Source organism: Labilibaculum euxinicum, from assembly GCF_009795715.1.
GTDB lineage: Bacteria > Bacteroidota > Bacteroidia > Bacteroidales > Marinifilaceae > Labilibaculum > Labilibaculum euxinus.
In genome coordinates, this window is record NZ_WTCR01000012.1 from 150,788 (window position 1) to 173,479 (window position 22,692).

Annotated in this window: 20 protein-coding genes; 6 read left to right on the forward strand and 14 right to left on the reverse strand. The window is 36.9% G+C overall.

Going from position 1 to position 22,692, the window contains the following annotated elements:
* The first annotated feature begins 143 nt into the window (after positions 1–143).
* On the forward strand, positions 144–1,280 hold the full coding sequence (locus GQR60_RS15770; RefSeq protein WP_124993858.1) for an FIST signal transduction protein: 1,137 nt from the start codon (positions 144–146) through the stop codon (positions 1,278–1,280).
* Between the two features lie 5 nt (positions 1,281–1,285).
* Entirely contained in the window at positions 1,286–3,424 is a 2,139-nt protein-coding gene (locus GQR60_RS15775; protein ID WP_124993859.1) for a PAS domain S-box protein, read from the forward strand.
* A 13-nt stretch (positions 3,425–3,437) separates the two neighbouring features.
* Here GQR60_RS15775 and truA read toward each other — a convergent pair whose 3' ends face one another.
* Complete coding sequence (gene truA, locus GQR60_RS15780) at positions 3,438–4,244, reverse strand: tRNA pseudouridine(38-40) synthase TruA (RefSeq protein WP_160463500.1); 807 nt, start codon at positions 4,242–4,244, stop codon at positions 3,438–3,440.
* Positions 4,245–4,454: 210 nt separating this feature from the next.
* Here truA and GQR60_RS15785 point away from each other — a divergent pair, with 210 nt between their 5' ends.
* Positions 4,455–6,068, forward strand: a complete 1,614-nt coding sequence (locus GQR60_RS15785; RefSeq protein WP_124993861.1) for a dipeptidase — start codon at positions 4,455–4,457, stop codon at positions 6,066–6,068.
* 210 nt (positions 6,069–6,278) lie between these two features.
* On the opposite strand, the gene creD is transcribed toward GQR60_RS15785, so the two are convergent.
* From creD to GQR60_RS15800, 3 genes are read right to left on the reverse strand one after another with little or no spacing between them, the layout of a single operon-like run.
* A complete protein-coding gene (gene creD, locus GQR60_RS15790; RefSeq protein WP_124993862.1) occupies positions 6,279–7,622 on the reverse strand; it encodes a cell envelope integrity protein CreD in 1,344 nt (447 codons plus the stop codon).
* Between the two features lie 55 nt (positions 7,623–7,677).
* Positions 7,678–7,968 carry a winged helix-turn-helix domain-containing protein gene (locus GQR60_RS15795; RefSeq protein ID WP_124993863.1) on the reverse strand — a complete coding sequence of 97 codons (291 nt, stop codon included), beginning with the start codon at positions 7,966–7,968 and terminating at the stop codon, positions 7,678–7,680.
* Positions 7,965–8,582, reverse strand: coding sequence for a hypothetical protein (locus GQR60_RS15800; RefSeq protein ID WP_124993864.1), 618 nt, complete (start codon positions 8,580–8,582; stop codon positions 7,965–7,967). Before GQR60_RS15800 ends, GQR60_RS15795 begins: the two co-directional genes overlap by 4 nt.
* A gap of 239 nt (positions 8,583–8,821) precedes the next feature.
* Between GQR60_RS15800 and GQR60_RS15805 the strand changes: the two genes are divergently transcribed.
* The 3 genes from GQR60_RS15805 (at position 8,822) to GQR60_RS15815 (ending at position 11,135) form a co-directional block, all read left to right on the forward strand.
* Positions 8,822–9,625 carry an ATP-binding cassette domain-containing protein gene (locus GQR60_RS15805; protein WP_124993865.1) on the forward strand — a complete coding sequence of 268 codons (804 nt, stop codon included), beginning with the start codon at positions 8,822–8,824 and terminating at the stop codon, positions 9,623–9,625.
* A 121-nt stretch (positions 9,626–9,746) separates the two neighbouring features.
* Positions 9,747–10,448: a GTP-binding protein gene (locus GQR60_RS15810; protein WP_124993866.1), complete on the forward strand. Its 702-nt coding sequence runs from the start codon at positions 9,747–9,749 to the stop codon at positions 10,446–10,448.
* 27 nt (positions 10,449–10,475) lie between these two features.
* Positions 10,476–11,135, forward strand: coding sequence for a (Fe-S)-binding protein (locus GQR60_RS15815; RefSeq protein WP_124993867.1), 660 nt, complete (start codon positions 10,476–10,478; stop codon positions 11,133–11,135).
* 164 nt (positions 11,136–11,299) lie between these two features.
* Here the strand turns inward: GQR60_RS15815 and GQR60_RS15820 are convergent, their stop codons facing one another.
* From GQR60_RS15820 to GQR60_RS15865, 10 genes are all read right to left on the reverse strand, one after another.
* On the reverse strand, positions 11,300–12,325 hold the full coding sequence (locus tag GQR60_RS15820) for an inorganic phosphate transporter (protein ID WP_124993868.1): 1,026 nt from the start codon (positions 12,323–12,325) through the stop codon (positions 11,300–11,302).
* Positions 12,326–12,480: 155 nt separating this feature from the next.
* Positions 12,481–13,125: a response regulator transcription factor gene (locus GQR60_RS15825; protein WP_124993869.1), complete on the reverse strand. Its 645-nt coding sequence runs from the start codon at positions 13,123–13,125 to the stop codon at positions 12,481–12,483.
* Positions 13,122–14,063, reverse strand: coding sequence for a sensor histidine kinase (locus tag GQR60_RS15830; protein WP_124993870.1), 942 nt, complete (start codon positions 14,061–14,063; stop codon positions 13,122–13,124). The genes GQR60_RS15825 and GQR60_RS15830 overlap by 4 nt, the downstream gene beginning before the upstream one ends.
* 135 nt (positions 14,064–14,198) lie before the next feature.
* Positions 14,199–14,504 (reverse strand): superoxide dismutase, encoded by a 306-nt coding sequence (locus GQR60_RS15835; RefSeq protein ID WP_101311721.1) that lies wholly within the window; start codon positions 14,502–14,504, stop codon positions 14,199–14,201.
* 246 nt (positions 14,505–14,750) lie between these two features.
* Complete coding sequence (locus tag GQR60_RS15840) at positions 14,751–15,968, reverse strand: ammonium transporter (protein ID WP_191991634.1); 1,218 nt, start codon at positions 15,966–15,968, stop codon at positions 14,751–14,753.
* Positions 15,969–15,990: 22 nt separating this feature from the next.
* A complete protein-coding gene (locus tag GQR60_RS15845; protein WP_124993872.1) occupies positions 15,991–16,791 on the reverse strand; it encodes a TorF family putative porin in 801 nt (266 codons plus the stop codon).
* A 913-nt stretch (positions 16,792–17,704) separates the two neighbouring features.
* Positions 17,705–18,352, reverse strand: coding sequence for a response regulator transcription factor (locus GQR60_RS15850; protein ID WP_124993873.1), 648 nt, complete (start codon positions 18,350–18,352; stop codon positions 17,705–17,707).
* A 106-nt stretch (positions 18,353–18,458) separates the two neighbouring features.
* Positions 18,459–20,225 carry a sensor histidine kinase gene (locus GQR60_RS15855; protein WP_124993874.1) on the reverse strand — a complete coding sequence of 589 codons (1,767 nt, stop codon included), beginning with the start codon at positions 20,223–20,225 and terminating at the stop codon, positions 18,459–18,461.
* A gap of 184 nt (positions 20,226–20,409) precedes the next feature.
* The gene (locus tag GQR60_RS15860) at positions 20,410–21,108 is read right to left on the reverse strand and encodes a HEAT repeat domain-containing protein (RefSeq protein WP_124993875.1); all 699 of its coding nucleotides are present in this window, start codon (positions 21,106–21,108) and stop codon (positions 20,410–20,412) included.
* A gap of 191 nt (positions 21,109–21,299) precedes the next feature.
* Positions 21,300–21,719 carry a DUF3788 domain-containing protein gene (locus tag GQR60_RS15865; protein WP_124993876.1) on the reverse strand — a complete coding sequence of 140 codons (420 nt, stop codon included), beginning with the start codon at positions 21,717–21,719 and terminating at the stop codon, positions 21,300–21,302.
* Positions 21,720–22,692: the final 973 nt, after the last annotated feature.

The following is a 22,692-nucleotide window of genomic DNA, read 5'->3' on the forward strand; positions in this document are numbered from 1 at the left end:
TATTTTTTTAGTATCTTAATGTAACAGTCTGAATTGTTCATCGTATCACACAGTTGACGAGAAGACTTTTGGATGGTGTTAATTGCTTTAATTGTATGATTTATATGATGTGATTAGTAAGTCTCATTTTTAAATTTACAGATGTGGAGATAGAAAAATTAATCATAAGTTCAAGAAGTGAGTTTTCTAAAATAAAAGAGATTCGGTTTAAGCCGGATTTGCTAATTATTTTTGGTGATGGAGAATTGATGTGCGAAAAGGAATTTAAGTCAACAATTAGAAATTCTTTTCCGGATACAAGGATTTTTGGATGTTCGAGCTCTGGTGAAATTTCAGGCTTGGAGGTATTCGAAAAGAGTATTTCCATTGCAGCAGTTAAATTTTCTTCTACAAAGCTTAGAATAGAATCTGTTGATCTTACCAAGTATAAGAACAATATTGAATGCGGTGAGAAATTGTGTGAGAAATTTCCTCAGAAGGATTTGAAGCATTTAATGGTTTTATCCGATGGGATTACTATAAATGGATGTAATCTTATTGAAGGGATTCAAAATAAATTGTCGAAGAAAGTTGCAGTTACAGGAGGATTGGCCGGAGACGGAACAAGATTTTCTAAAACCCTTGTGTTCGATAAAGAAGGAGTGGCAAAATCAAATTGTGTTTGCGCTTTAGGATTCTATGGAGATTCTATCTCTATTGGATACGGAACAAATGGTGGATGGAAGAATTTTGGCATTGAACGCCTTGTTACAAAATCAAAGGGTAATATTTTATACGAATTGGATCACCAACCAGCTCTTTTACTATACAAACAATTTTTGGGGGAACGAGCGAAAGACTTACCTGTATCAGGTATGTCATTTCCATTAAGCTGTCGGGTGGGAGATTCTCAAAATGCTGTGATTCGCACCGTTCATGGAATAAATGAGAAGGATCAAAGCCTCATATTTGGTGGCAATATTCCTGATGGAGGATATGTGAAATTGATGAAAGCAAACGTAGATCGATTAATTTCAGGAGCTGAATTGTCGGCTAAAGCAAGTACTGATATGATTCCGAAAGGAGAGTCAGAATTCGCTGTTTTGATTAGTTGCGTTGGACGCAAATTAGTGCTTAAGCAATTGGTTGAAGAAGAAGTTGAAGTTGTTGCCGATGTGATAGGTAAACAGGCTGTCCTTACGGGATTTTATTCTTACGGTGAAATATCTCCGTTTAAAGAAGATGGTCCTAGTTTTCTACACAATCAAACCATGACTATAACCACCTTTTCTGAAAAATAAAGCATATGCATCGATTATTGAAAAGGCAAGTCCGTAAGTATTTATCTGCAGAAGATGAAAGTAAATTTAATGACTTTCTGAATGCTGTGGAAGAAGCGTATGAGGATTACGATAAAGATATAAAACAAACGGAGAATATTTTAGATACTTGTTCCCTGGAACTTTTTACGCTTAATAAGGAATTGCGAAAAGCAGTTGATAATAAGACGCAGGAGGTTGAGGTTGCATCTTCCAGAATGGAATCAATTGTAAATAATATTTCAGAGGTAATTTTTCAAACTAATTTTACGGGAGAATGGTTGTACTTAAATTCAGCATGGACAAAAATCACCGGGTTTAATATCAAAAAAAGTATTGGTTCCAATGCATTTGAATTCGTTCATCCTGATGATATTGAGAAATGTATGTCGAAATTAAGAACTTTAATTGAGCATAAAATCAGTTTCTGCTTTATTGAAGTCCGAATGGTAACAATTAGTGGTAGTTACAAGTGGTTCGAAGCTACAGTTAGAGTTACAAGAGGTGCAGATGGAAAGAGAAATGGTTTTACTGGAACTTTAAAAGATATTACTGAGAAAAAAAGACTTGAGGAAGAAAAAAACAAAACGGAAGAAAAATTCAAATTGATATTTGAAAAATCATCTGTTGCCTATCTTCTAATTAAAGAATCCCGGTTTATTGATTGCAATAAGGCTTGTCTTGATTTATTTGGTGTAAGCCGGAAGGAGAATTTTATTGGGAAATATGTAAAAGATTTTTCTCCTGAATATCAACCTGATGGCTTGTTATCTTTTGATAAAGCTAAAATGTATATTGAAGAAGGTAAGATTAGAGGCAATGCTAAGTTTGATTGGATTCACCGCAAAGAGAATGGAATAGAATTTCCTGTTGAGGTTGCATTAAACAAAGTGCCGTTAATGGATGGAAATGTTTTATTTGTTGTGCTAAATGATTTATCGGAAAGAAAACGAGTGGAACAAGAATTGATTATTGCAAAGGAGAAGGCAGAGGAGGCAACTTATGCGAAAGCACAGTTTTTGTCTACTATGTCGCATGAGATACGTACCCCAATGAATGCAGTTATTGGAGTTACTCATTTATTGTCAGAGGATAATCCAAGAGAAGATCAAATTCAGAATATCAATATCTTGAAATTATCAGCAGATAATTTAATGACTTTGATTAATGATATTTTAGACTTTAGTAAGATTGAGGCTGGTCGTGTTGATATTGAATCTTTGGATTTCAATTTCAGAAATCTGATTCAGAACATAGCTTCAGGTTTTGATATGAAATCGAAAGAGAAAGGTTTGGATTTTATTGTTGATGTGGATCCTAAAATTCCTGCCTATTTAATTGGTGATCCAACCCGTATCTCGCAAGTCCTTAATAATTTGTGTGGTAATGCAGTTAAATTTACCGATAAAGGAAATGTTCAGGTGATGGTGTCTTATCAGGAAAAATATGATGATAAGGTGAAATTGAAATTTGAAATTAAAGATACAGGTATCGGAATTCCCGAAGATAAACAAGATCAAATATTTCAATCTTTTTCTCAGGCAGACTCAAATACGACAAGATTGTATGGAGGAACCGGTCTTGGTTTAACAATTTCAAAAAAGTTAATTGAGATTATGGGTGGTTGCATTAATGTTAAGAGTGATCTTGAATTTGGAACTACTTTTTCTTTTGATTTGTGTTTGACAATCAGCCATAAGTCAAAACCCAAATTGGATTTTGTTACCGAAGGTTATCAAAACAATGATAAAATGAAAGGTTTGCATATTTTGCTGGCTGAAGATAATCAGATGAATATATTGATTCTGAAACAGTTTTTGAAAAAATGGGAGATTACATACGACATTGCAATGAATGGGCAAGCAGCTTTTGAAAAGGTGCAGGCGGGCAATTTTGACATGGTACTAATGGATTTACAGATGCCAATAATGGATGGTTATAAAGCCACACAAAGTATTCGGAGTCTGCCCGATGAAAAATACAAAACAATGCCAATTTTAGCAATTACCGCTTCTGCATTTAACGAAATTCGTAAAAAAGTATTGGATGCAGGAATGAACGATTTTGTAACCAAGCCAATAAATCCGGAAGATTTGTATCTAAAAATTGAAAAATACATTCTCTAATTACCGATTGCAGTTACACATTATTTATTATTAGCCACTTATTCATTTTTAAAAGGGGACAAAAATCGTCAACAGGATTTGTATTTAAAAATGGATATTTTATTTCTGAAAGATACAAGCCTTGAGGATAAGCTAAATTTAAAAATTGAAGAGGTGTTTTGCTTTTAATCATTTCTTCAAACTCGTCTACGCTTTTTTGGCCTGTTCCCACTTCGATTAATTCGTGAACAAGAATTCGAATCATCCCTCTTAAAAATCTATTGGCCGTTATTTGTAAACGGAAGTTTGTTTCCGAAGCATCAGTAAACAGTTGCACTGAGAATATATTACAGAGCGTATTGTTGTGGCTGTCCGGGGATTTGCACAAAGCTCTAAAATCGTTGTATTTTGTAATTACAGAGGCCGCTTTAGCCATTTTCCCCACATCAGGAGTTATATTGTAAAGTGTACTTATTTCATTTAAAAATGGATTTTTTTTGGTGTGGATAAAGTAGTTGTATGTTCTTTTGCTTGCACTTGTTTGTGCATGATAATGGCTATCCACTTCAAAAACATCGTAAACCGAAATATCCGAAGGAAGGATTTTATTCAATACAAAAAGATGGTGATCGTTCCATTTCCTGTCAGTATTGATATGGAAAAAATACTGTGAGGAATGTACTCCCGCATCTGTTCTGCCACATCCAATACAAACGATCTTCTCCTTAAGTAATTTGGATAATTTATCTTCAAGTACCTCCTGAACACTCACAATATTTTTCTGTCGCTGCCAACCTCTATATGCGGTTCCTTTGTATCCGATGTGAAAAAAATACCTCACTCTTACTTGTTTTAGCTTTTGAAATTTTCTATTCGGCAAAGGTATCAATTCATAGGATCTATTTTAAAAATGATCAGGAATTCTCTAAACTGCTTTTAAATTAGCGGCGAATTGCCAATAAATATTATCAATAAGTTATCTTAGAGCTCATTTTTGGGAAAATATGAACATGATTTAATGTTTTTCGAAGATAAACTAAAACAACAAGCAATGAAGAAATTATTGATTGCCATTTTGGTGATTTTTGCAATTAGTACTCACCAATCAAATGCTCAGCCGGTATTCGATCAGGTGAACGATCCTTATTTCGGAGAAAGCTGCACGAGTATAATGGTTGGAAAAAAGGCTACTACGGATGGATCTGTAATTACCAGTCATACCTGCGATGGCAGATACCGAACTTGGTTACAGGTTGAAAAAGGACAAAAATTTGAGAAGGATACTACCCTTGAAATTTACAAAGGCAGTTTGAAGACAGAAACGGCCTGGGACAAACGAAAAATGAAAGTGGTTGGAACAATACCTCAGGCAAAGGAAACTTATGCCTATTTAAATACAGCCTATCCTTGTTTGAATGAGAAACAATTAGCTATTGGCGAAACAACCATTGTTGGTCCGAAAGAGTTGGTGAATGATAAAGGAATGTTTCTGATTGAAGAGTTGGAACGTATTGCACTTCAGCGATGCACAACGGCTCGCGATGCTATTGCATTGATCGGGAAATTAATTAAGGAATATGGTTACGGCGATTGGGGCGAATGCATTACAATTGCTGATAAAAAAGAAGTTTGGCAATTGGAAATTTTTGGTGAAGGTCCCGATAAAACAGGAGGTGTTTGGGCTGCGCAGCGCATTCCGGATGATCATATTGGTGTATCGGCAAATATTTCAAGAATTGGAGTAATTGATGAAAAGAACAAAGACTACTTTATGTATTCGGAGAATGTTTTCTCTGTGGCGAAAGAGCTTAAGCGTTGGGATGGTAAAGAGGAATTTAAATTCTGGAAAGCTTATGGTAAGGTTGAAAAGCCTTTTAAAATTCGGGAGTTTTTTATCATGAATGCTTTGGCTCCATCTTTAAAATTAGATTTTGAGGCGGAAGAATTACCTTTTTCGGTCAAACCGGATCAGAAAGTTTCAGTACGCGATATTATTGCGTTGTATCGAGAAACCTACGAAGGAACTAAGTATGATATGACTCAGAATTTGAATGTGATAAGGAAAAAATACAATAAAGAGAATGAGGAGATAGGTGCCGATACCATTAAGGCTTTAAATGCGCATCCATGGCCGAATGGTGATAATCGTAAATTGTATAATTACTTAAAGGATGGAACAGTTGAATATCAGAGAACTGTTGCTGTATCGTGGTGTTCGTATTCTCATATTATTCAGTTAAGAGATTGGTTACCAGATGAAATTGGTGGAAGAGCGTGGTTTTCTTTTGACAATCCAGCTCAAAGCCCTCGTATTCCTATTTACTCCGGAACAACCGAATTACCGGAAAGTTTTCAATATTGCGGTCAGCATCGCTACCGCGACGATGCTGCTATTTGGCAATATCGCAAAGCCAACAAATTGGCAACTTTGCAATGGCAAACCACACGAAAGGGAATGATGGAAGAAGTTGCCTACTTTGAGGAAAAAGGATTTAAAGAGTCCGCTGAATTTGAGAGCCAAATACAGAAGCTATTGAAGGATGGTAAAACAAAAGAGGCAAAAGTATTGTTGAACAAATATACCCGCGATTTTACTGGTGCGACCATGTTACGTTGGAAAGAGCTGGAAAATGAATATTGGGGGAGATTTGGATTGGGATTTTAATTAAATCAGATTTTTATCCAAACGTATAAAAAACCGGTTGAACATCTGCTTCAACCGGTTTTTTCAGTAGCGAAAAAATTTAAAATTGGAATCCAAAGCTATAATCCCAATACCATTTGCCAATTTCTACACTGAAAATATAGAGATAGCAGTACTTGCGAGCAGAGGGGAGAGGAATTATGGATAGATGGATTTTCATTTGTAGCTATTTTATTCTGTCTTCATATTCAACTTGTACCAATTGATGTTACGGGTAAAATACATGGTTATTCCCAGAATTAAAGCTAAGCCAATACTTCCCATTAATAAAGCATAGTCGGCTAATTGAAGAGTTACGAACAGAAAACCATAAATACCCAATATGGTAGCTGTTAAAACTCCTGTGAACTTTCGCGATTTAAATACACTTTTGGCATAAATTAATATCATCAGTGATGTTATGCCTGCTGAAATTAAATAGGCAATGTTAAAATTGGAATGCTCCGATATGGATATCAGTAATATGTAGAAAAGACAAAGAGCCAGACCAACCAAAGTGTACTGAAACGGATGTATTTTCCGTCCATTCAAAATCTCGACTAAGAAGAATACCAAGAATATTAAGGCAATGGTCATCACTGCATATTTGGAGGAGCGCATGGATTTTTGATAATCGTCCAGAGGCATAATCAGATCAACACCTAAGGCTGAATACTGCATTTCGTTTCGCATGTTTTTATCTACCCATGTTTGTGGATAGTTACGGTTTAGTTGCAGGATTTTCCAATCGGCCGAAAAACCTTCATCGCTTACTTCTCTGTTGTCGGGCAGAAAATTGCCATTAAAACTTGGTGAATTCCAGGTGGAAGATAGGTTTACTTTTGTGGTACTTCCCAGCGGTATAAAGGAAAGGTTCTGGCTCCCCTGCAAATTTAATTTGAATGAGAAATCAATATTTGTGTTGATTTGGTTGCTTACATCAGGCAAATCGATGCTAATGCCCGAACTAATCATATCGTTTAGTTTAGACCCGGGTTGTACATCCAGTTTTTGATTTCCCCAGTTCAGTGTAATCTGATCTTTTATGCCTCTAAGATCTGATATTCCAACGGTTAGGAAGGCTTCATCGTATTTGATTTCTTTCAATCCGTTTTGATCAATTTTGGTGTTTAGTTTAAATTGACCGTTGAAATCTAAAATACTTTTGTATACAACCACTTCATAAATTCCTCTTTTCAACTTCTCAGGTTCTATTTTACCAGTTATTGCCAGTTGCTCGGGTAGTAGATACAGGTATTTTGTTTTCGTGATGATCTTGCCATCTTCAACCTCATATTCATAGATTAATGGGATGGTAAGCACCGGGCCATTAATTTGCTGTTTACCAGCCCATTTTTGACTTACTTCATTTAATACCGACTGATTAAGCATTTCTCTCTCGCTGATGATTGATTTAATCATGCTGGCAGGAATCAGCAGTAAGAGCATTAAAATGGTGATGGTTCCTAGTTTAAGTCCAACCGAATTCTTAATCCAGCTGTTAACTTTGTCGAATGGTGATTGTGAATCGTTCATTTTTTTTGTATTATTTAAAAGTACTTTGGAATTCAAAGTGAAATGATAAAAAAAATTATTTAAGCAATTGTTCTATAGCCTTTATGTGTTTGATAAAGGCCAGTTTGCCTTCATCAGAAGCAGAATATTTAGTGTTGGGTTTTCGATCCAGAAATTCTTTTTGCACACGAATGTAATCACTTTTTTCAAGCGACTTTAAATGACTTGCCAAATTACCATCGGTAACGCCCAAAAGGTTTTTTAGGGCATTAAAATCGAGGTAATCGTTTACCACTAAAGCCGACATTATTCCCAGCCGGATTCGGTTTTCAAAAGCTTTATTTAAATCTTTAAGCAGTTCTTTCACGACTTGTATTTTATCTCCATTATGACTCCATAAATGATATGCAGCAGACCGAATCCGATACACCAGAAAATCAAACCATATCCTATGAAATAAGTTGCAGTCAAACCTAGTAAAATTTCAAGCATTCCCAAACTGCGGATTTCGCTTATTGTGTATTTACTGGCATTTACCAATGCCAAACCGTAAAATAGTAAAGTTAGCGGCGCAATTAATCCGATGTATCCTTTTATTAAAAGGAGCAGGCAAAATATACCACCGCTAAGCAATGGAATTAACAAATTAATCAGAAGTGTTTTGGTTTGAGAATCCCACACTTTTTGTTTTAATTTTTTTGTTTTTAATCTGGTGAAAAAGAGTCCAAAACTTAAAGCGAGTAGGAGTGTTACGGTACCAATTGTCAGTAATTCTATTAACTGATTATTATTTAAAAGTGTTCGGTTAAAATCCTGATATCCAGTTTTGGAATAAATTGTTATCCAGGCAAAATAGGCACCAATAAGTGCAATTATTCCTGCCGATATTCCCGATAAGCCACTCAAAGAGATGAATTTAGATGATTTGCTCATCATCTCTTTAATGTTCTTTAAGTCTTCGATGTATTTTTGCTGGTTCATGAAAAGTACTTTGTAATTCAAAGCAAAAGTAATGGAAAATTTTAAATATTCATTATTTGATGATAAATAAATGTTTTTTTTGATTTGAGATTGATCGTATTTGAAGCGACAAAATGTGAAAGAGCTTATGAAGAAGGGTGTACGTACAAATGCTTATTCTCATAATACGTTCATAAGCTGTTTCTTCTGGTCAGAATAAGTTTGAACTTTGTTCCATATCAATTTGAACAGAGAAGTTTATGGAAATACATCAGATTACAATACAGGCAGGTATTGACAAGTTAGGCAATACGGAACGTTTGCCCGATTTACTGATAAACAAAGGTGAAATATATGGAATTGTTGGTCCTACCGGTAGTGGGAAAAGTCAGCTGATTGCAGATATTGAGCAGTTGGCACAAGGAGATACGGCGAGCAAGCGCAGAATTTTAATTAATGGGGCAATTCCGTCCCGAGAACTTCGAAGCGATCCCAGAAAGAAAATGGTGGCGCAATTATCACAGAATATGAATTTTTTCGCCGATATGCCCGTTGCCGATTTTTTGAAACTTCATGCCAAGTGCAGAGGAAAAAAAAATATTGATGTAAAACACGTAATTTCTATTGCCAACACACTTACGGGCGAGCCAATCAATGCAAACGATAATCTAACGATTTTGAGCGGAGGACAAACCAGAGCTCTCATGGTGGCAGATGTTGCCATTATCAGCGAATCGCCGATTGTCTTAATCGATGAAATTGAGAATGCCGGAATTAAAAAACATGAGGCTTTGCAGTTGTTGTCGGGAGAGGGGAAAATAATTCTTGTGGTTACCCACGATCCGGTTTTGGCATTAAGCGCCCAAAAAAGAATTATTATGAAGAATGGGGGCATGCGCAATATTATAGAAAGTACGTACCGTGAGAAACAAATATCATTGCAGTTGAATGATATCGATCAGTATATCTTGACTTTGAGAGAGGATGTGCGGGCGGGTAAAAAAATAGAAGAAGTAAATTTTGATGCATTGCTTCACGAATCGAGTTTTTTGAAATGCTTATAATCGATGAGTGATTGAGTTGTACATGTGGAAATAACAGATTAGTAAAATGAGCCATGCAAAATCATTTACTGCAACGAATAATGATTGCCAAGCTATTTTCAAAGGTCTTAATTAAAAAAATATGAAATTTATTATTGTTGCCGGAACTCCGGGTGCCGGAAAAACGGCTGTTCTGATTCACACCCTAAAAATATTATTGCAGCAGAATGTAAAGCCATCGGTTGTAAAGATCGACTGTTTGTATTCCGATGACCCCAAACGCTTTGCAAAATTGGGTGTTCCGGTTCAGTTGGGCTTATCGATGGACATGTGTCCCGATCATTTCTCAATTTACAATACCGATGCAATACTGGAGTTTGCCAAAGAGCAAAATTCGGAGTTTCTGATTATGGAGACGGCAGGTTTGTGTCATCGATGTGCACCTTATACCGATAATAGTTTGGGTATTTGTGTTATTGATGCGACCAGCGGACCCAATAATCCTATGAAAGTCGGTCCTTTTTTGAGTTGTGCTGATATTGTGGTGATCACAAAAGGAGATATGATATCACAGGCGGAGCGGGAGATATTTCGGGAGTGTATTTTGGAAACCAATCCGAACTGCTCAATCATAGAGGCAAATGGATTAAGCGGACAAGGAGCTTCAGAACTGGCTTTGCAAATTAAAAGTACTGAAAAAGTAGTGTCTGAAAATGAAAGTTTGCGGCACAATGCACCTTTTGCGGTTTGCACGCTTTGTGCGGGTGAAAAAAGAGTTGGAGCTGAACACCACCGTGGATTGTTACGGAAAATGAATGGCATGCAGGAATATGTTGGCGAATAAGTTGTTGCCACTTTAAGGAGTAGAAATATGGAAAAAAAGATGATAGAGTTTCTTCCCGGGTTCAATTGCGGGCGTTGCGGCTTTGGTTCATGTATTGATTTTGCTGAAGCGATTAAAGTTAAACCGTCAAGCCTGGATTTATGTCCTTTTTTGACACAGGAACGATTTATTGCTAATAAAATAGAAATTGGGAGATTAGTTGCGGGTGAGCCGAATGGGTGTCAGAAAAAAACAGTAGGAGTAATTGATGCTTACGAAGCTGATATTGTTTTGGATCCTCTGAAAGGAGAAATTTCATGCAGGGAAGTGCTGATGCCTATGGTTTTAGTTAATTTACAGATAGGAGAAGTGATTGAGTACAGACCCTTGGGATGTCCGATAGTACATTACGGGAAAGTGATAAAGATTGATCATTTGTTGGTTACTGTACACCTAATTGGGCCGTGCAGAAGGAGAGAAAGCGAGACTAAGTTTACACCGGTGGGTTGCTGTATGGTCATTGCTTTTGAGGGGCGGTTTCATGGAAAAAATGTAAAAGTGGGTGAAACGGTGAGGTTTTTACCGAAACATTGCATGATGCAAAAGGTACACTCTGGAGTAGTGGTTAAAATTGAAGATGAGAATGTCCTGATTGAAGGAATTGACTTGAAAGTATGGCAGCCTCCTGTTGTTTGTTCTATGAAATAAGTTTAGTTAAAAATGTAAAGCGCCCTCAGAGATATTTAATCGCTAAGGGCGCTTTTTTTTGATATGCTACATCATTTTAAAATCAAAATAGTTGAGAACGTTGTTCCAATAATTGAATCCTTTTTTTAATAAATATTTTTGAAAGTTTACGGATCAAAAACAAATTATAAATCAACGAGTCCTATTATATCCAGCAAATAGATGAACAACAGCGACAAACCAAAAGAAACCATGGGAGCGATGATCCACATCACAAAAAACCGATCGACTTCAGTTTTCCGGAATATGTTTCGGAATCCCAATTTAGCAACTCCAATTCCAATAATAGCACCAACGTTAAGCTGTACCAACGAAGTTGGAATTCCTTTGATTAATGACGCGCTTAGCAATAAACTTGCTGAGATAAAAGCAATGATAACTGCTTCGATTCTTCCAAACAACACGATTTCTTTTCCTGTGTTTTGTAAAATTTTATCACCAAAAACTGAGCTGCCAATGGAAAAACTTGGTGCGACTATTAATGTGGCCAGTATCATTACCTGCAAGTAGCGGTTTTGACTCACCATTAGCTCGTTGCAGGCCATTGATGATAAGGGGCCGGCAGCATTGGCAACATTATTGGTTCCTATTGAAAAGGCCACATATAAGGACATAATTACAATTAGTCCTTTTAACAGATAGCTGTCGTTTACTTTTTTGGAGATTGTGTATCCACGTTTTCGTATGGGTTTGTAAATGTATTTGCCAATAAAAAATGCCAGTGCAAAAGCCACAATTGGCATGATGAACCAGGTTGGGAGAATTTCGAATAACAGTTTGTTGGTATTTAGTGAATTGAAATAGATTGCCGGTGCAGTTACGGCCATCACTGTCGACTGACTGGTTGATTGAGGGATACCAAAGAGATTGGCAATTAGTAAGGAAACCGCTACGGCTAATAATATGGCGGAGACAACCGAAAAGCTCATTAATTGTGGATCCAGAAGGCCTTTTCCAACGGTTTTGGCCGTTTCTTTACCACCAACAATTGCACCTGTAAAAACCATCAGTCCAAATAAGCCTGGAATCAAACTCTTTTTAATAACATTAGAACCATAGGCTGCAGAAAAGGCTGGTCCGGTACCACTTCCCCCCATATTTACAGATAAAAAAATGGCGATTACAAAAGGAATTAAAAAAGGGATCAGCATAGCAGAATGTTTTGATTTGTTATCATCAAAAGTATTTCATCTGTAAGCTATATATCAGCGTATAAAAACGTAATTACGCAATAGGTATTTGTACGTAGTGTGTCTGAAGTAAAAGGAATGTCTTTATCCTTTTCAAATTTTGGGTTCCCTCTTTTTTACACCTCAAAAATGTGATTTTTTATGGCATAAATAACTAAAGATGCTGTGTTTTTCGATTGGGTTTTTAGTAGTATGTTTTCGCGGTGTTTGTCAACCGTGCGTTTACTGATAAAGAGCATTTCGGCTATTTCCTGATTCGATAAGCCCTTGCAAATGTTGTATAGAATTTCAACTTCCCGCTGTGTTAAATCAGATTTTGAGGGCTGATTTTTTTTTCGGTTCAAATTGGCAATAATACTTTCCAATATTTCGGGTGAAAAATAGTTTCGTCCCTCCATAACGGCTTCTATGGCTTGCTGAACTTCTTCGAAACTGGAATTTTTCAGCAAAAAGGCTTTGGCTCCGGCATCTATCATCTCCGAATAATAATTCTCATTGGCATGCATCGAGAGAGCAATTATTTTGGAGGCTGGATATTTTTTCATCACCTCATTACTTGCCTCTATTCCATTCATTACCGGCATTTCAATATCCATAAGAATAATGTCAGCCTGCCATTTGGCCAGCAAATCCAATAATTCCTGACCATTACTTACTTCCTTAATTTCAGGTTTGCTGTTTTGATTGTTGAGAAGAAAGGATAGCCCTTCACGAAACAAATCGTGATCATCCACCAGTGCCAATTTTAAAGCTTCAGTCATGATATAGGTATTTCAATTTTGAGATAAACCCCTTCATTTTTCCTGCTGTTTATTTCAATGGTTCCGTCCAACGATTTTACCCTCGTGTGGATGTTCGATAAGCCCATTCCTTTTACCGGTTTTGGTTCCGTGGAAAAGCCGATCCCATTATCACTGTACATCAATTCTAATTTTTGATGATAGCTAAGGAGTGAAAGATCGATTTTAGATGCAGAAGCATGTTTTATGGTGTTGCTGAACAATTCACCGATGATCCGGTACAGGATCAACTCCACGTTGTAGTCGAAACGTTTTTCGCACAATTGAATATTCAATTGAATTTGGTATTGATCGGTCAGCTGAATTCCCCCGACAAATGTTTTAATGGCTTTTTCCAAACCGTATCGTTCCAAAATATGAGGACTCAACTTGTTGGATATCTCCTTAACGGTGATAATGGCTTCGTTGATGGCCTGATCTGTTTTTTGAATGATTTGCAGGTTATTTGAATTTTCAGCAGATTTATTTAAAGCGGAATTTGTCATTTTAATGGTGGAGAGAATCGGCCCCAATCCATCGTGCAATTCTTTGGCAAAGCGATGGCGTTCCTGCTCTTCGGTCTTGATAACTGCACTCAGCACTTTTGCTTCATTTTCTTTTCTCTCTTTATCTACCTTATCCTGAAGCTGAAAAATACGGCGAATGTAGAAAGCGCCAAAAAACATGAGCAATGAAATTACGACAGCCATCCAGTTGGTGATGAATATTTCCGGTTTACCTTGGTCTGCATTGAACACACTAAAAAGTTCTGTAAATCTGCGCAAAGCCATAAGTAAGAAACCTATGGAAACCATAATCCAGGAGCTGTTGAAGCGTGTTTTTGGAATCAGGCTAATGGTAATAAAAAAAGCTCCGAATTGTAATAAAACCGATACTATTAGTGCAATTTGTAAAAGCATGAAACAAGAGTAAGGATTCTATTGTTTAAAAGACTACGTTTAAAACCGTATTTTTGAGAACTTCACATGATAACCTAAGTATCAGTTCAAGTTATCATGTGAAGTTCATATATTTCGAGAAGAAAAGGGGTATAATTATTTTTTCTGGATATTCTCTTTTTTGATAATTCGTTTGTATCCGGTGTAAGGGTTGAGTTGCATGATCTTAAATTTGATCAGCTTTTCTTTTACCAAAGGGAGTTCATCTAAAATTTCTTTGGCATGTTCCAAACTCTTGCATTCCATTATCAATACAGCATTATTGTCTTCATTAAAATAGATTTCACGCAAGTATTCTGATATGTATAATTCGTGAACGTGACGGGCTTCCTGCTCTAAAATGCAGCTTTTGTTACTCCAGTCAACATCTTTTAATTCTTTTTCGACGGCTAATATTTTCATAATAAGTGTTTTATGTGTTTTGGGTTTGGCCATGAACAGTTACAATTAACCGCAGGTCTTAGTTCTATTTGCTTCTTTGATAATCAAGGAAACTTATTCACTAATGTATTAAAATATATTTCAATGCAAATAGAAAAATTTACACTTTTATTACATTCTGCTGATTTCTGATTTGGAACCAGTTAAACACAAAAAAAGCAGCTCCTAAAAAGAAGCTGCTTTGGATAAATGTATGTAGTAAAAAGATTATAGGGCTCCATCATCGTAAGCACGTTCACCATGTAAAGATGCATCCAATCCATCATCTTCATCTTTCATTTTAACTTTAACGGGAGTTATAAAGTTGATTATTGTCAGCATTAAATAAGTGAAAATGAAAGCATAAGTGGCACTGATTAACACGGCTACCACCTCTTTAAAGAAGAAAGCACCATCTCCTTCTAAAAGACCCGATTGACCGTTAATTGACGAAGATGCGAATACACCCAATAAGATAGTTCCAAAGACACCACCCATACCGTGAACGCCCCAAACATCCAGAGCATCATCCCAGCCCCATTTGTTTTTAAGTTGAACAGCAAGGTAACAAAGTGCACCTGCAAGAATACCAATAAGCATTGCAGCCCATAATGGTACGAAACCAGCTGCTGGCGTAATGGTTGCCAAACCGGCAACAGCTCCTGTTAATAAGCCTACAAATTTAGGTTTCCCTTCTCGTGACCACTCTATAATTAACCATGTAATAGCCGCAAAAGAAGCTGCAACGTCGGTATTTAAAAATGCAAGTGTTGTAATGTTATTCACATCTAATTCACTGCCGGCATTAAAACCATACCATCCAAACCATAATAAACCAGTACCAATTGCTACCAATGGAATGCTGTTAGGAGGGCTTTGTCTGTCACGGCGTTTTCCTACATAAAATACTGATGCAAGTGCTGCAAAACCAGCAGTTGCGTGAACAACCACACCACCGGCAAAGTCAAGAACACCCCATTCCTGAAGGATTCCTCCGCCCCAAATCATATGCACGAATGGATAATAAACAAATAATTGCCATACCACTAAAAAGAAGAGGTAAGCTTTAAATGTGACACGATTCACGAATGCCCCGGTAATCAGAGCAGGTGTAATGATGGCGAACATCATTTGATAAGCTATAAATATAAAATTTGGATACTTATTGCCGGCACCTGCGTACATGGTATCAAAACCGACTCCATTTAAAAAGGCAAAATCAAGGTTTCCAATTATACCTCCCTCGCCACCGCTAAAACATAGAGAATAACCAATGGTTACCCACATAATTGTGGTGATGCCTAATGAAACAAACGTTTGCATCATTACGCCTAAAATATTTCGTTTTCCGGCTAGTCCGCCATAGAAAAAGGCCAGTCCTGGTGTCATTAACATCACCAGACTGGTACATAAAATCATAAAAGTAGTTGATCCTGTATCAAGCATGATATTTAGTTTTTAGTGTTTATTAAAATGAAAATCCAAATACAAAATAGATTTTTTCATCTACTGGATTGGTGATTACAGATGCTGAAACGGGTAAAGAAAATTTCTCGTTGAGTGCAACTTCTTTAGAAAGAGTTACACCTAGATTAACAACACCTGCTTTACTTCCGTAGTATCCGCTTTCGCCGTTAAATCCTGTAGAGGTTTTTGCTTCTGCCGGTTTGGTTAAATTCACTCCTAAAAAGGCATCAAGAGTCACGTCGTTAGCCATTTTATGACTGTACGACAGCTCAGTGTAAGTAGAATACTGGAGTCCGGTTTTTTGATTGAAATCAGCTGCGTTTGGATGATTTCCAAGTTTAACGGCATCTGCTCCCCAAAAGTTAACGGCAACCATCAAAGCAAATGGAATGTTGTCATTGCCGTTAAAACTGAAGCTTCCTTCCAACACATGACCAGTAAGATCATTGTTGAACTCGAAATAATTGTAATCTTCGCCTTCGGTTGGGAAGTAGTAATCTGTTAGAGTAAGGCTAAACAGATCTTTGGCAAAAGTGTAACCCAAATAAAGGTCGAATTCCTGACCTGCATTGTTTCCGCCTAAGGAATAAGCTCCCCATGCACCCAATTCCCAGCCTTTGTAGTTGAGTGTTACCGATGGTTGAAGACTCGGACTTGTGCCTCCAAATTGTGTTCCCCGCCAAACATAGCGGCTCATTACATCGGCACCAAAATCAAGTACCGCTTTCTCTTTTTGTCCAAAAGAAGAACTGCAAATACTCAGCATAAATGCGATTAGCAGATATACGCCTGATCGTTTCATAGAATTAATGTTAGTTTGTTATTGTGTGAATTATTCTATGACGAATATAGGAGAGAGCAAATCAGCCCGAAATAGAGAATTACCCCTAAAATGAATTACGAAAAATGGCGATATGCTAGGTGAATTACCTAGTGTGGAAATAAAGTAGGATCAGGAGATAATTTTAGGTCACCTTAATAATCAGGCATAAATTTTAGTCAATCTACATCCTCGAAAGATTGAGATCTTGCATATTCAAAGAACAGAGGGGTGTATGTTTACAATCAAACTCTTGTCTGGGAAAGTGAATATTTGTGTATAAAGAGAAGCTTCTAAAGGAGAAGGGAAAACAGCTTCAATTTTTTTGTTTGTTGGATTTGTAAAGCTCCTTCTCCTTTAGGAGAGGGTTGGGGTGAGGTTTTTAAAAGTCTGTTGAGCAGTAAATAATTCTGATAATTGTAATTTTTTACAATACACCCTTTCGCCTGTCGGCACCTTCCCTTAAAAAGGAAGGATTCATTTATTTAAGGTGTTTCTCCCTTTTTTAAGGGGAGATGTTCGAAGAACAGAGTAGTGCTTATATTTACAAACAAACTCTTGTCTGGGAAAGCGAATATTTGTGTATAAAGAGAAGCTCCCAAAGGAAAAGGGAAAACAGCTTCAATTTTTTGTTTGTTGGATTTGTAAAGCTCCTTCTCCTTTAGGAGAGGGTTGGGGTGAGGTTTTTAAAAGTCTTTTGAGCAGTAAATAATTCTGATAATTGTAATTTTTACAATACACCCTTTCGCCTGTCGGCACCTTCCCTTAAAAAGGAAGGATTCATTTATTTAAGGTGTTTCTCCCTTTTTTAAGGGGAGATGTTCAAAGAACAGAGTGGTGCTTACATTTACAAACAAACTCTTTCGTGGGAAAGCGAATATTTGTGTATATTTTGCTAATTGACTTCGATAATGTGGTTTTTGATTGCATATTTTACCAATTCGGCAGTTGTGTTTAAACCTAATTTGCTCATAATATTGTTTTTATGGCAATCAACTGTGCGAACGCTGATGCTGAGTTGGTCTGCTACTTCTTTATTCATGAATCCATCTGCCACCAAACGAAGCACTTCGGTTTCCCGTTTGGTTAACTCCCCGTGATTTTTGTCATCTTTATTGCCGCGCATAAGGCTTCTCATTACAATATTGCTGATCTCCTGATTAAAATACTCGTTGCCTTTGTTCACTTCTTGAATGGCTTTGTTAAGTTCTTCTCCCGCAATATCCTTTGGCAGATACGCTTTTGCACCGGCATCCATGGCACTTAAAATAAATTCCTTATTGTTGTGCATGGATAGAATGATGGCTTTTATGCAAGGATGCTTTTTGGCCAGATATTGAGTCAGTTCAATGCCGTTCATTCCCGGCATGCTAATATCAGTAATGATAATTTGAGCAGCCAATTGATCCACCTGTTTAATCAAATCATTTGCGTTTCCAAATTCTCCAACAACTGTTATGTCCTCGGTGTTATGCAGTAAGGATTTTAATCCGTCGCGAAACAGTTTGTGATCGTCAACCAAAACAACACTAATCTTATTCATATGTTTATAATTTTAAGTTTTTGTCATATGGTCCCGAAAGCTTTCGGGATTACCATGCTGGAATAATCATCTCCCTGTGTGTAAAAACACCTTTGGAATGGACGTTTCATACTGATATTTTTACTAATGGAATTTTACATTGTACCTTTAAGCCATGAGGATATTCTTCCTCTAAAAATACATTTCCGCCCAATATGGAAATGCGTTCCTTAATATTTGATAAGCCGTTGCCGTTTTTAGGAATTCCATTCAAAGGCAATCCGATGCCATCATCTTTTATTTCGAAAAACAGGGAATCTGCTTTTTGCGTTAACTGGATGTTGATATTTTTAGCCTGGCCGTGTTTTATGATATTGTTAGTTGCTTCCTGTGCAATTCGGTAGAGGTAGGTCTCTGTTTTTTTGCTGATTTCAGGTAAATCGCCCTGAATCTGTAAATCAGTTTGTAATAAGCTGTTTTCTTCAATTCGCTGCAACAGACTGCCAAGAGCATGATTCAATCCGAATTCCCGTAAAACGGCAGGCATTAAATCATTCGACATGCCCCTGATCTCTGTCATTAAATCGGAAAACATTTCCCTCGATTCCCCCAATACGGCAGCTGCATTTTCCGGAGCGGTATTTTCCAAGCGCATTTTAATAGCCAAAATTGTTTGAGCCAATCCATCGTGCAGTTCTCTGGCCAGTCTGCTTCGCTCAGCTTCCTGTCCATCTATCATCGATGAAATACTTTGGTCTTTGGCAATTTGAAGATTCTCCTGCTGTTCTTTTATTTTCTGAGTCATTTGGTTGAAAGCGGCCACCAATTCCATTATTTCGCCATCCGCTTTTATATCAGTAACCTGTTCATAAATTCCCGATGAAATTTTCTCGGTTTCGGCCCGTAATTTTCGGATAGGAGCAGTTATGGTATTGGCAATTATGGCAACAACGCCCAGCAGCAGCAGACTTAGAATAATCAGAATGTAAAACATAGAGTTTCCGTAATTCCGAATGGGAATCATGGCTTCGTGTTGATCTATTTCAGCAAGAATCACCCAATTTAAATCCGGCAGATTCATTTTGCTGTAAGAGCTTAGCACCTGAACGCCTCGGTAATCTTTAAAAATATCAGACCCAATACTATCCTGAAATGCCAGTTTCACACCTTTGGTTGAGGATTTTACGGCGTAAATTGAATTTTCCTGAAAGCGGCTCGTACTTCTCAGCAGATGATCTTCGCCTACCAGATAGGCTTCGCCGGATTTACCCAATCCGTTTAACGGATTTCTATCCAGCATAATGGAATTGATAATCTCTGTATTGATACCAAAAGCCAGAACCACCTTTTGGTCTTGAAAGCTGATTGTTTTACAGATAAGAATTTCTGTTTTTGACTGATCTTTTGGGTTGAGCAGTTCCCGAACCGAAATTTCATTTTTAGGAAGCAGACCGGCAAACAATTGAAAATGTTCAGGCTGTAATTTTGTTTGGCTCAGATCACCGGTTTTTGGCTTGATTTGGAAACCCGAAGAAACTGTATTCGACTGATAGAGGTAAATGCTTTTATAATTTTGTTTGCCGGTAAGTAAGGAAGCAAAACCAGTTTTAAAAATGCGATGATCACTAATGAAATGGGAGAGATTCACCGTACTTTTTTCAGGAGGGAAACTGAATGTAAGAGTACTGATTGCTTCTATTTCATGAATGCATTGTTGGAAAAAATCTTCAACGCGTTTTTTCTTTTCAATGCGAACGGAGGTAAGCTGGTTGAAAGTACGCAGAATTAAAGCATCTTTTGCCTGAGTATAGGCAAATATACCAACAATAAGTATTGATAATAAGTTGAGTACGACAAAGTAGATCAGGAGCTTGTTAGCTAAAGATTTTCTCATACCGGTTTCTGTAAATTGGTGTGTTTGTTGCTGTCAAAGGTATTATTTCTTCTTAAATCAGGCTTTCGAAACGATTGTTTTATTGAGAGAAGTTATTTTTTATAATGAATCCACATTAAGCCGGGTTCAATTGTTATTTGTCTGAAGTATTGCTTTTGGTTCTTTACTGCAGAAAGTAATTGTTTTAGTTGAACCTGCTGATAAGCAGTAAGCTTCGGTCAATTTCCTGAAGTAATCGAAGCGTGTTAATTTGTTGTTGTTGATCCAGCAAAAAGGTTTTGCTTTCAGGAAATCCACTCATGGCACGAATAATTTTCCACTGAATAAGCTCATTATTGAAATGACGATGGTAACATTTCTGCAGGGGGTTTACTAGTTCCGGTTCTGAATTGTAGAAATTTATAAATCCAATGGCATCAATGGCCTCGGAAATTTGTTTCGGCTTATTTTCTTCGAGTACAGTAAGCAGCAACGGAAGAGCTTTTTTTCCGAACCGGACAAGAGTACGGGCTGCAATATCCCTTGGTAAAGGATAACTGATCTTTTTGAATTCTTTTGCCGGAATTTTTTGATGTTGATTGCTTCCTATTTGGCCTAATTGTGCCAGTAAAGGCTTAATAGAGAGGGAACCAATATTTACAAGCGAATTGCAGATTTCGAGTTTGGGATACAGCTTTGTTTCTTTTTTTAGTGCCGAAATTAAAGCAAATACAGATTCTTGAGTGGAGCTGTTGGAAAGTAATCTGGCCGCGACAGATCTTTCGGCGGGAATTTTGCTGTTGAGCAAATGAATTAGTTCTTTACAATCGCAATGGGTAAATTCTGTTTCTGCACCATTTGGGACATAGCCACGGGAACTTTTTTGAGCTTCTTTTTGGTTCATCAAACTATTCTAAATAGATTCTGTTTTTTACAAAAGTATTTAATTTGGAGGAGCAAAAGCCAAAATAGGATGCGGTTTCGTGATGTATGCTTCCCAATTGGTTTCCCGTTCGCAGATCACGTTTTTTTGATCCTTTTGGCGCGCTCGCTTAAGCTGCGGTTCCGTTTTAGTCTGTGTGTTGTAAACATTGGTTAGTTCGCAATTTTTATATCGATTAATTTTTCGATGTCGTTGATCGGTTTGGCATTGTGAACCTCAATTGAAAGGCCGCGTCCTTCGGCATATTTTTTAGCACCAGCCAAATCTTCTTTTATGGATGCATCGATATCACACGCCATAATCTGATCTGTTGCCTTTTGTCCAAAAACAAAGGCCACTTTAAAATACCCTTGCCGGGGAAGAAGGTAAATGATAGCCCGTTTTTTATCTTTTAGGCGAAAGCTCCATCCGTAATTTTTACCGGGATAGTTCCACTCTTCTTTTGGCTTTGGATATTTTTTTCGAACACTTTCTGCAATCTGTTCCCATAAAGGATAAATCGAAGCCAATTGTTCCTGTAAATCTTTCTGTGTGGGTTCTGCTGTTTTGTCGGTAAAAATGCTGATGTCCATCGTATTTTTGAATTAGCTGGTTTCTATTTTTGATTGATAGTTTGATCAACTAAAGTTAAATAAGATTTGAACGCCAACAAAAAAACAAATAAGGAGGCGAAAAATGGTGAAGTGCTTGCTGTGAGAGGCTTAGGGTGAATTGAAATTGCAAAGCCTGTTTTGCTGCCAAAACAGAATTTTTTTTCATTTCAATTGAGGCACCTTGGTAAAAAAAATGTCTCATAGTATTCGATAAAATCTTTTTTTAATGATTGTCTGTGCCATGTTACTAATTTTTATTGGTTGAACATATTGTTTGGGATCCTGTATTAAAGCTAGGAAAGATTTTTTTGTAAAAATGCTTTTTTTTTGATGTTTTTTTTCTCAAGAGACTTAACATCGCAAAAATACTGGGCTTACAGGATGAAAATTAATTGTATTGATAGAGTGTTTGTTACTGAATTTTGAATGTTTTTTTATAAATCAAAAAGCAAAATAATATATGGTTAAGTTTAAATAAAGCCTAAACAGGGCGAAGTTCAAAAAATCACCCCTTTTGTTTTGTGTTGCTACTATTTAATAAACAGGTTTTTGCATGTGCTTTAAGCGAAAGGATAAAAAAATGACGTTTTGCTATATTTAATTTGTTTTGTTAATTATTTTGTGTGTGGTGATTGGTTTGAAATACCTGTTTTTATTGTCTGCTTACTGCAAATTTTGTTTTTGTGAAAAATATGGCGTGTAAGTGTTTTTCGGAACAAATTGTATCATGCAGCAATTTGCAAAAGACCCGTTTGCGTTTGCAAAAGACGTTTTGGAAGTTAATTTTGGCATTTTTGGCGCTTCAAATGAGCCAAATTGTGCCCATTTTCGTCTCAGAAAAATCCCAACATGCATTTTGAAACTCCCAACATGCATTTTGGAAATTGCAAAATGCCATTTGAAAGTTTCCTGAGAGCCAGATTAGTACCTAAAAGATCCTTTCTGAAGGCAA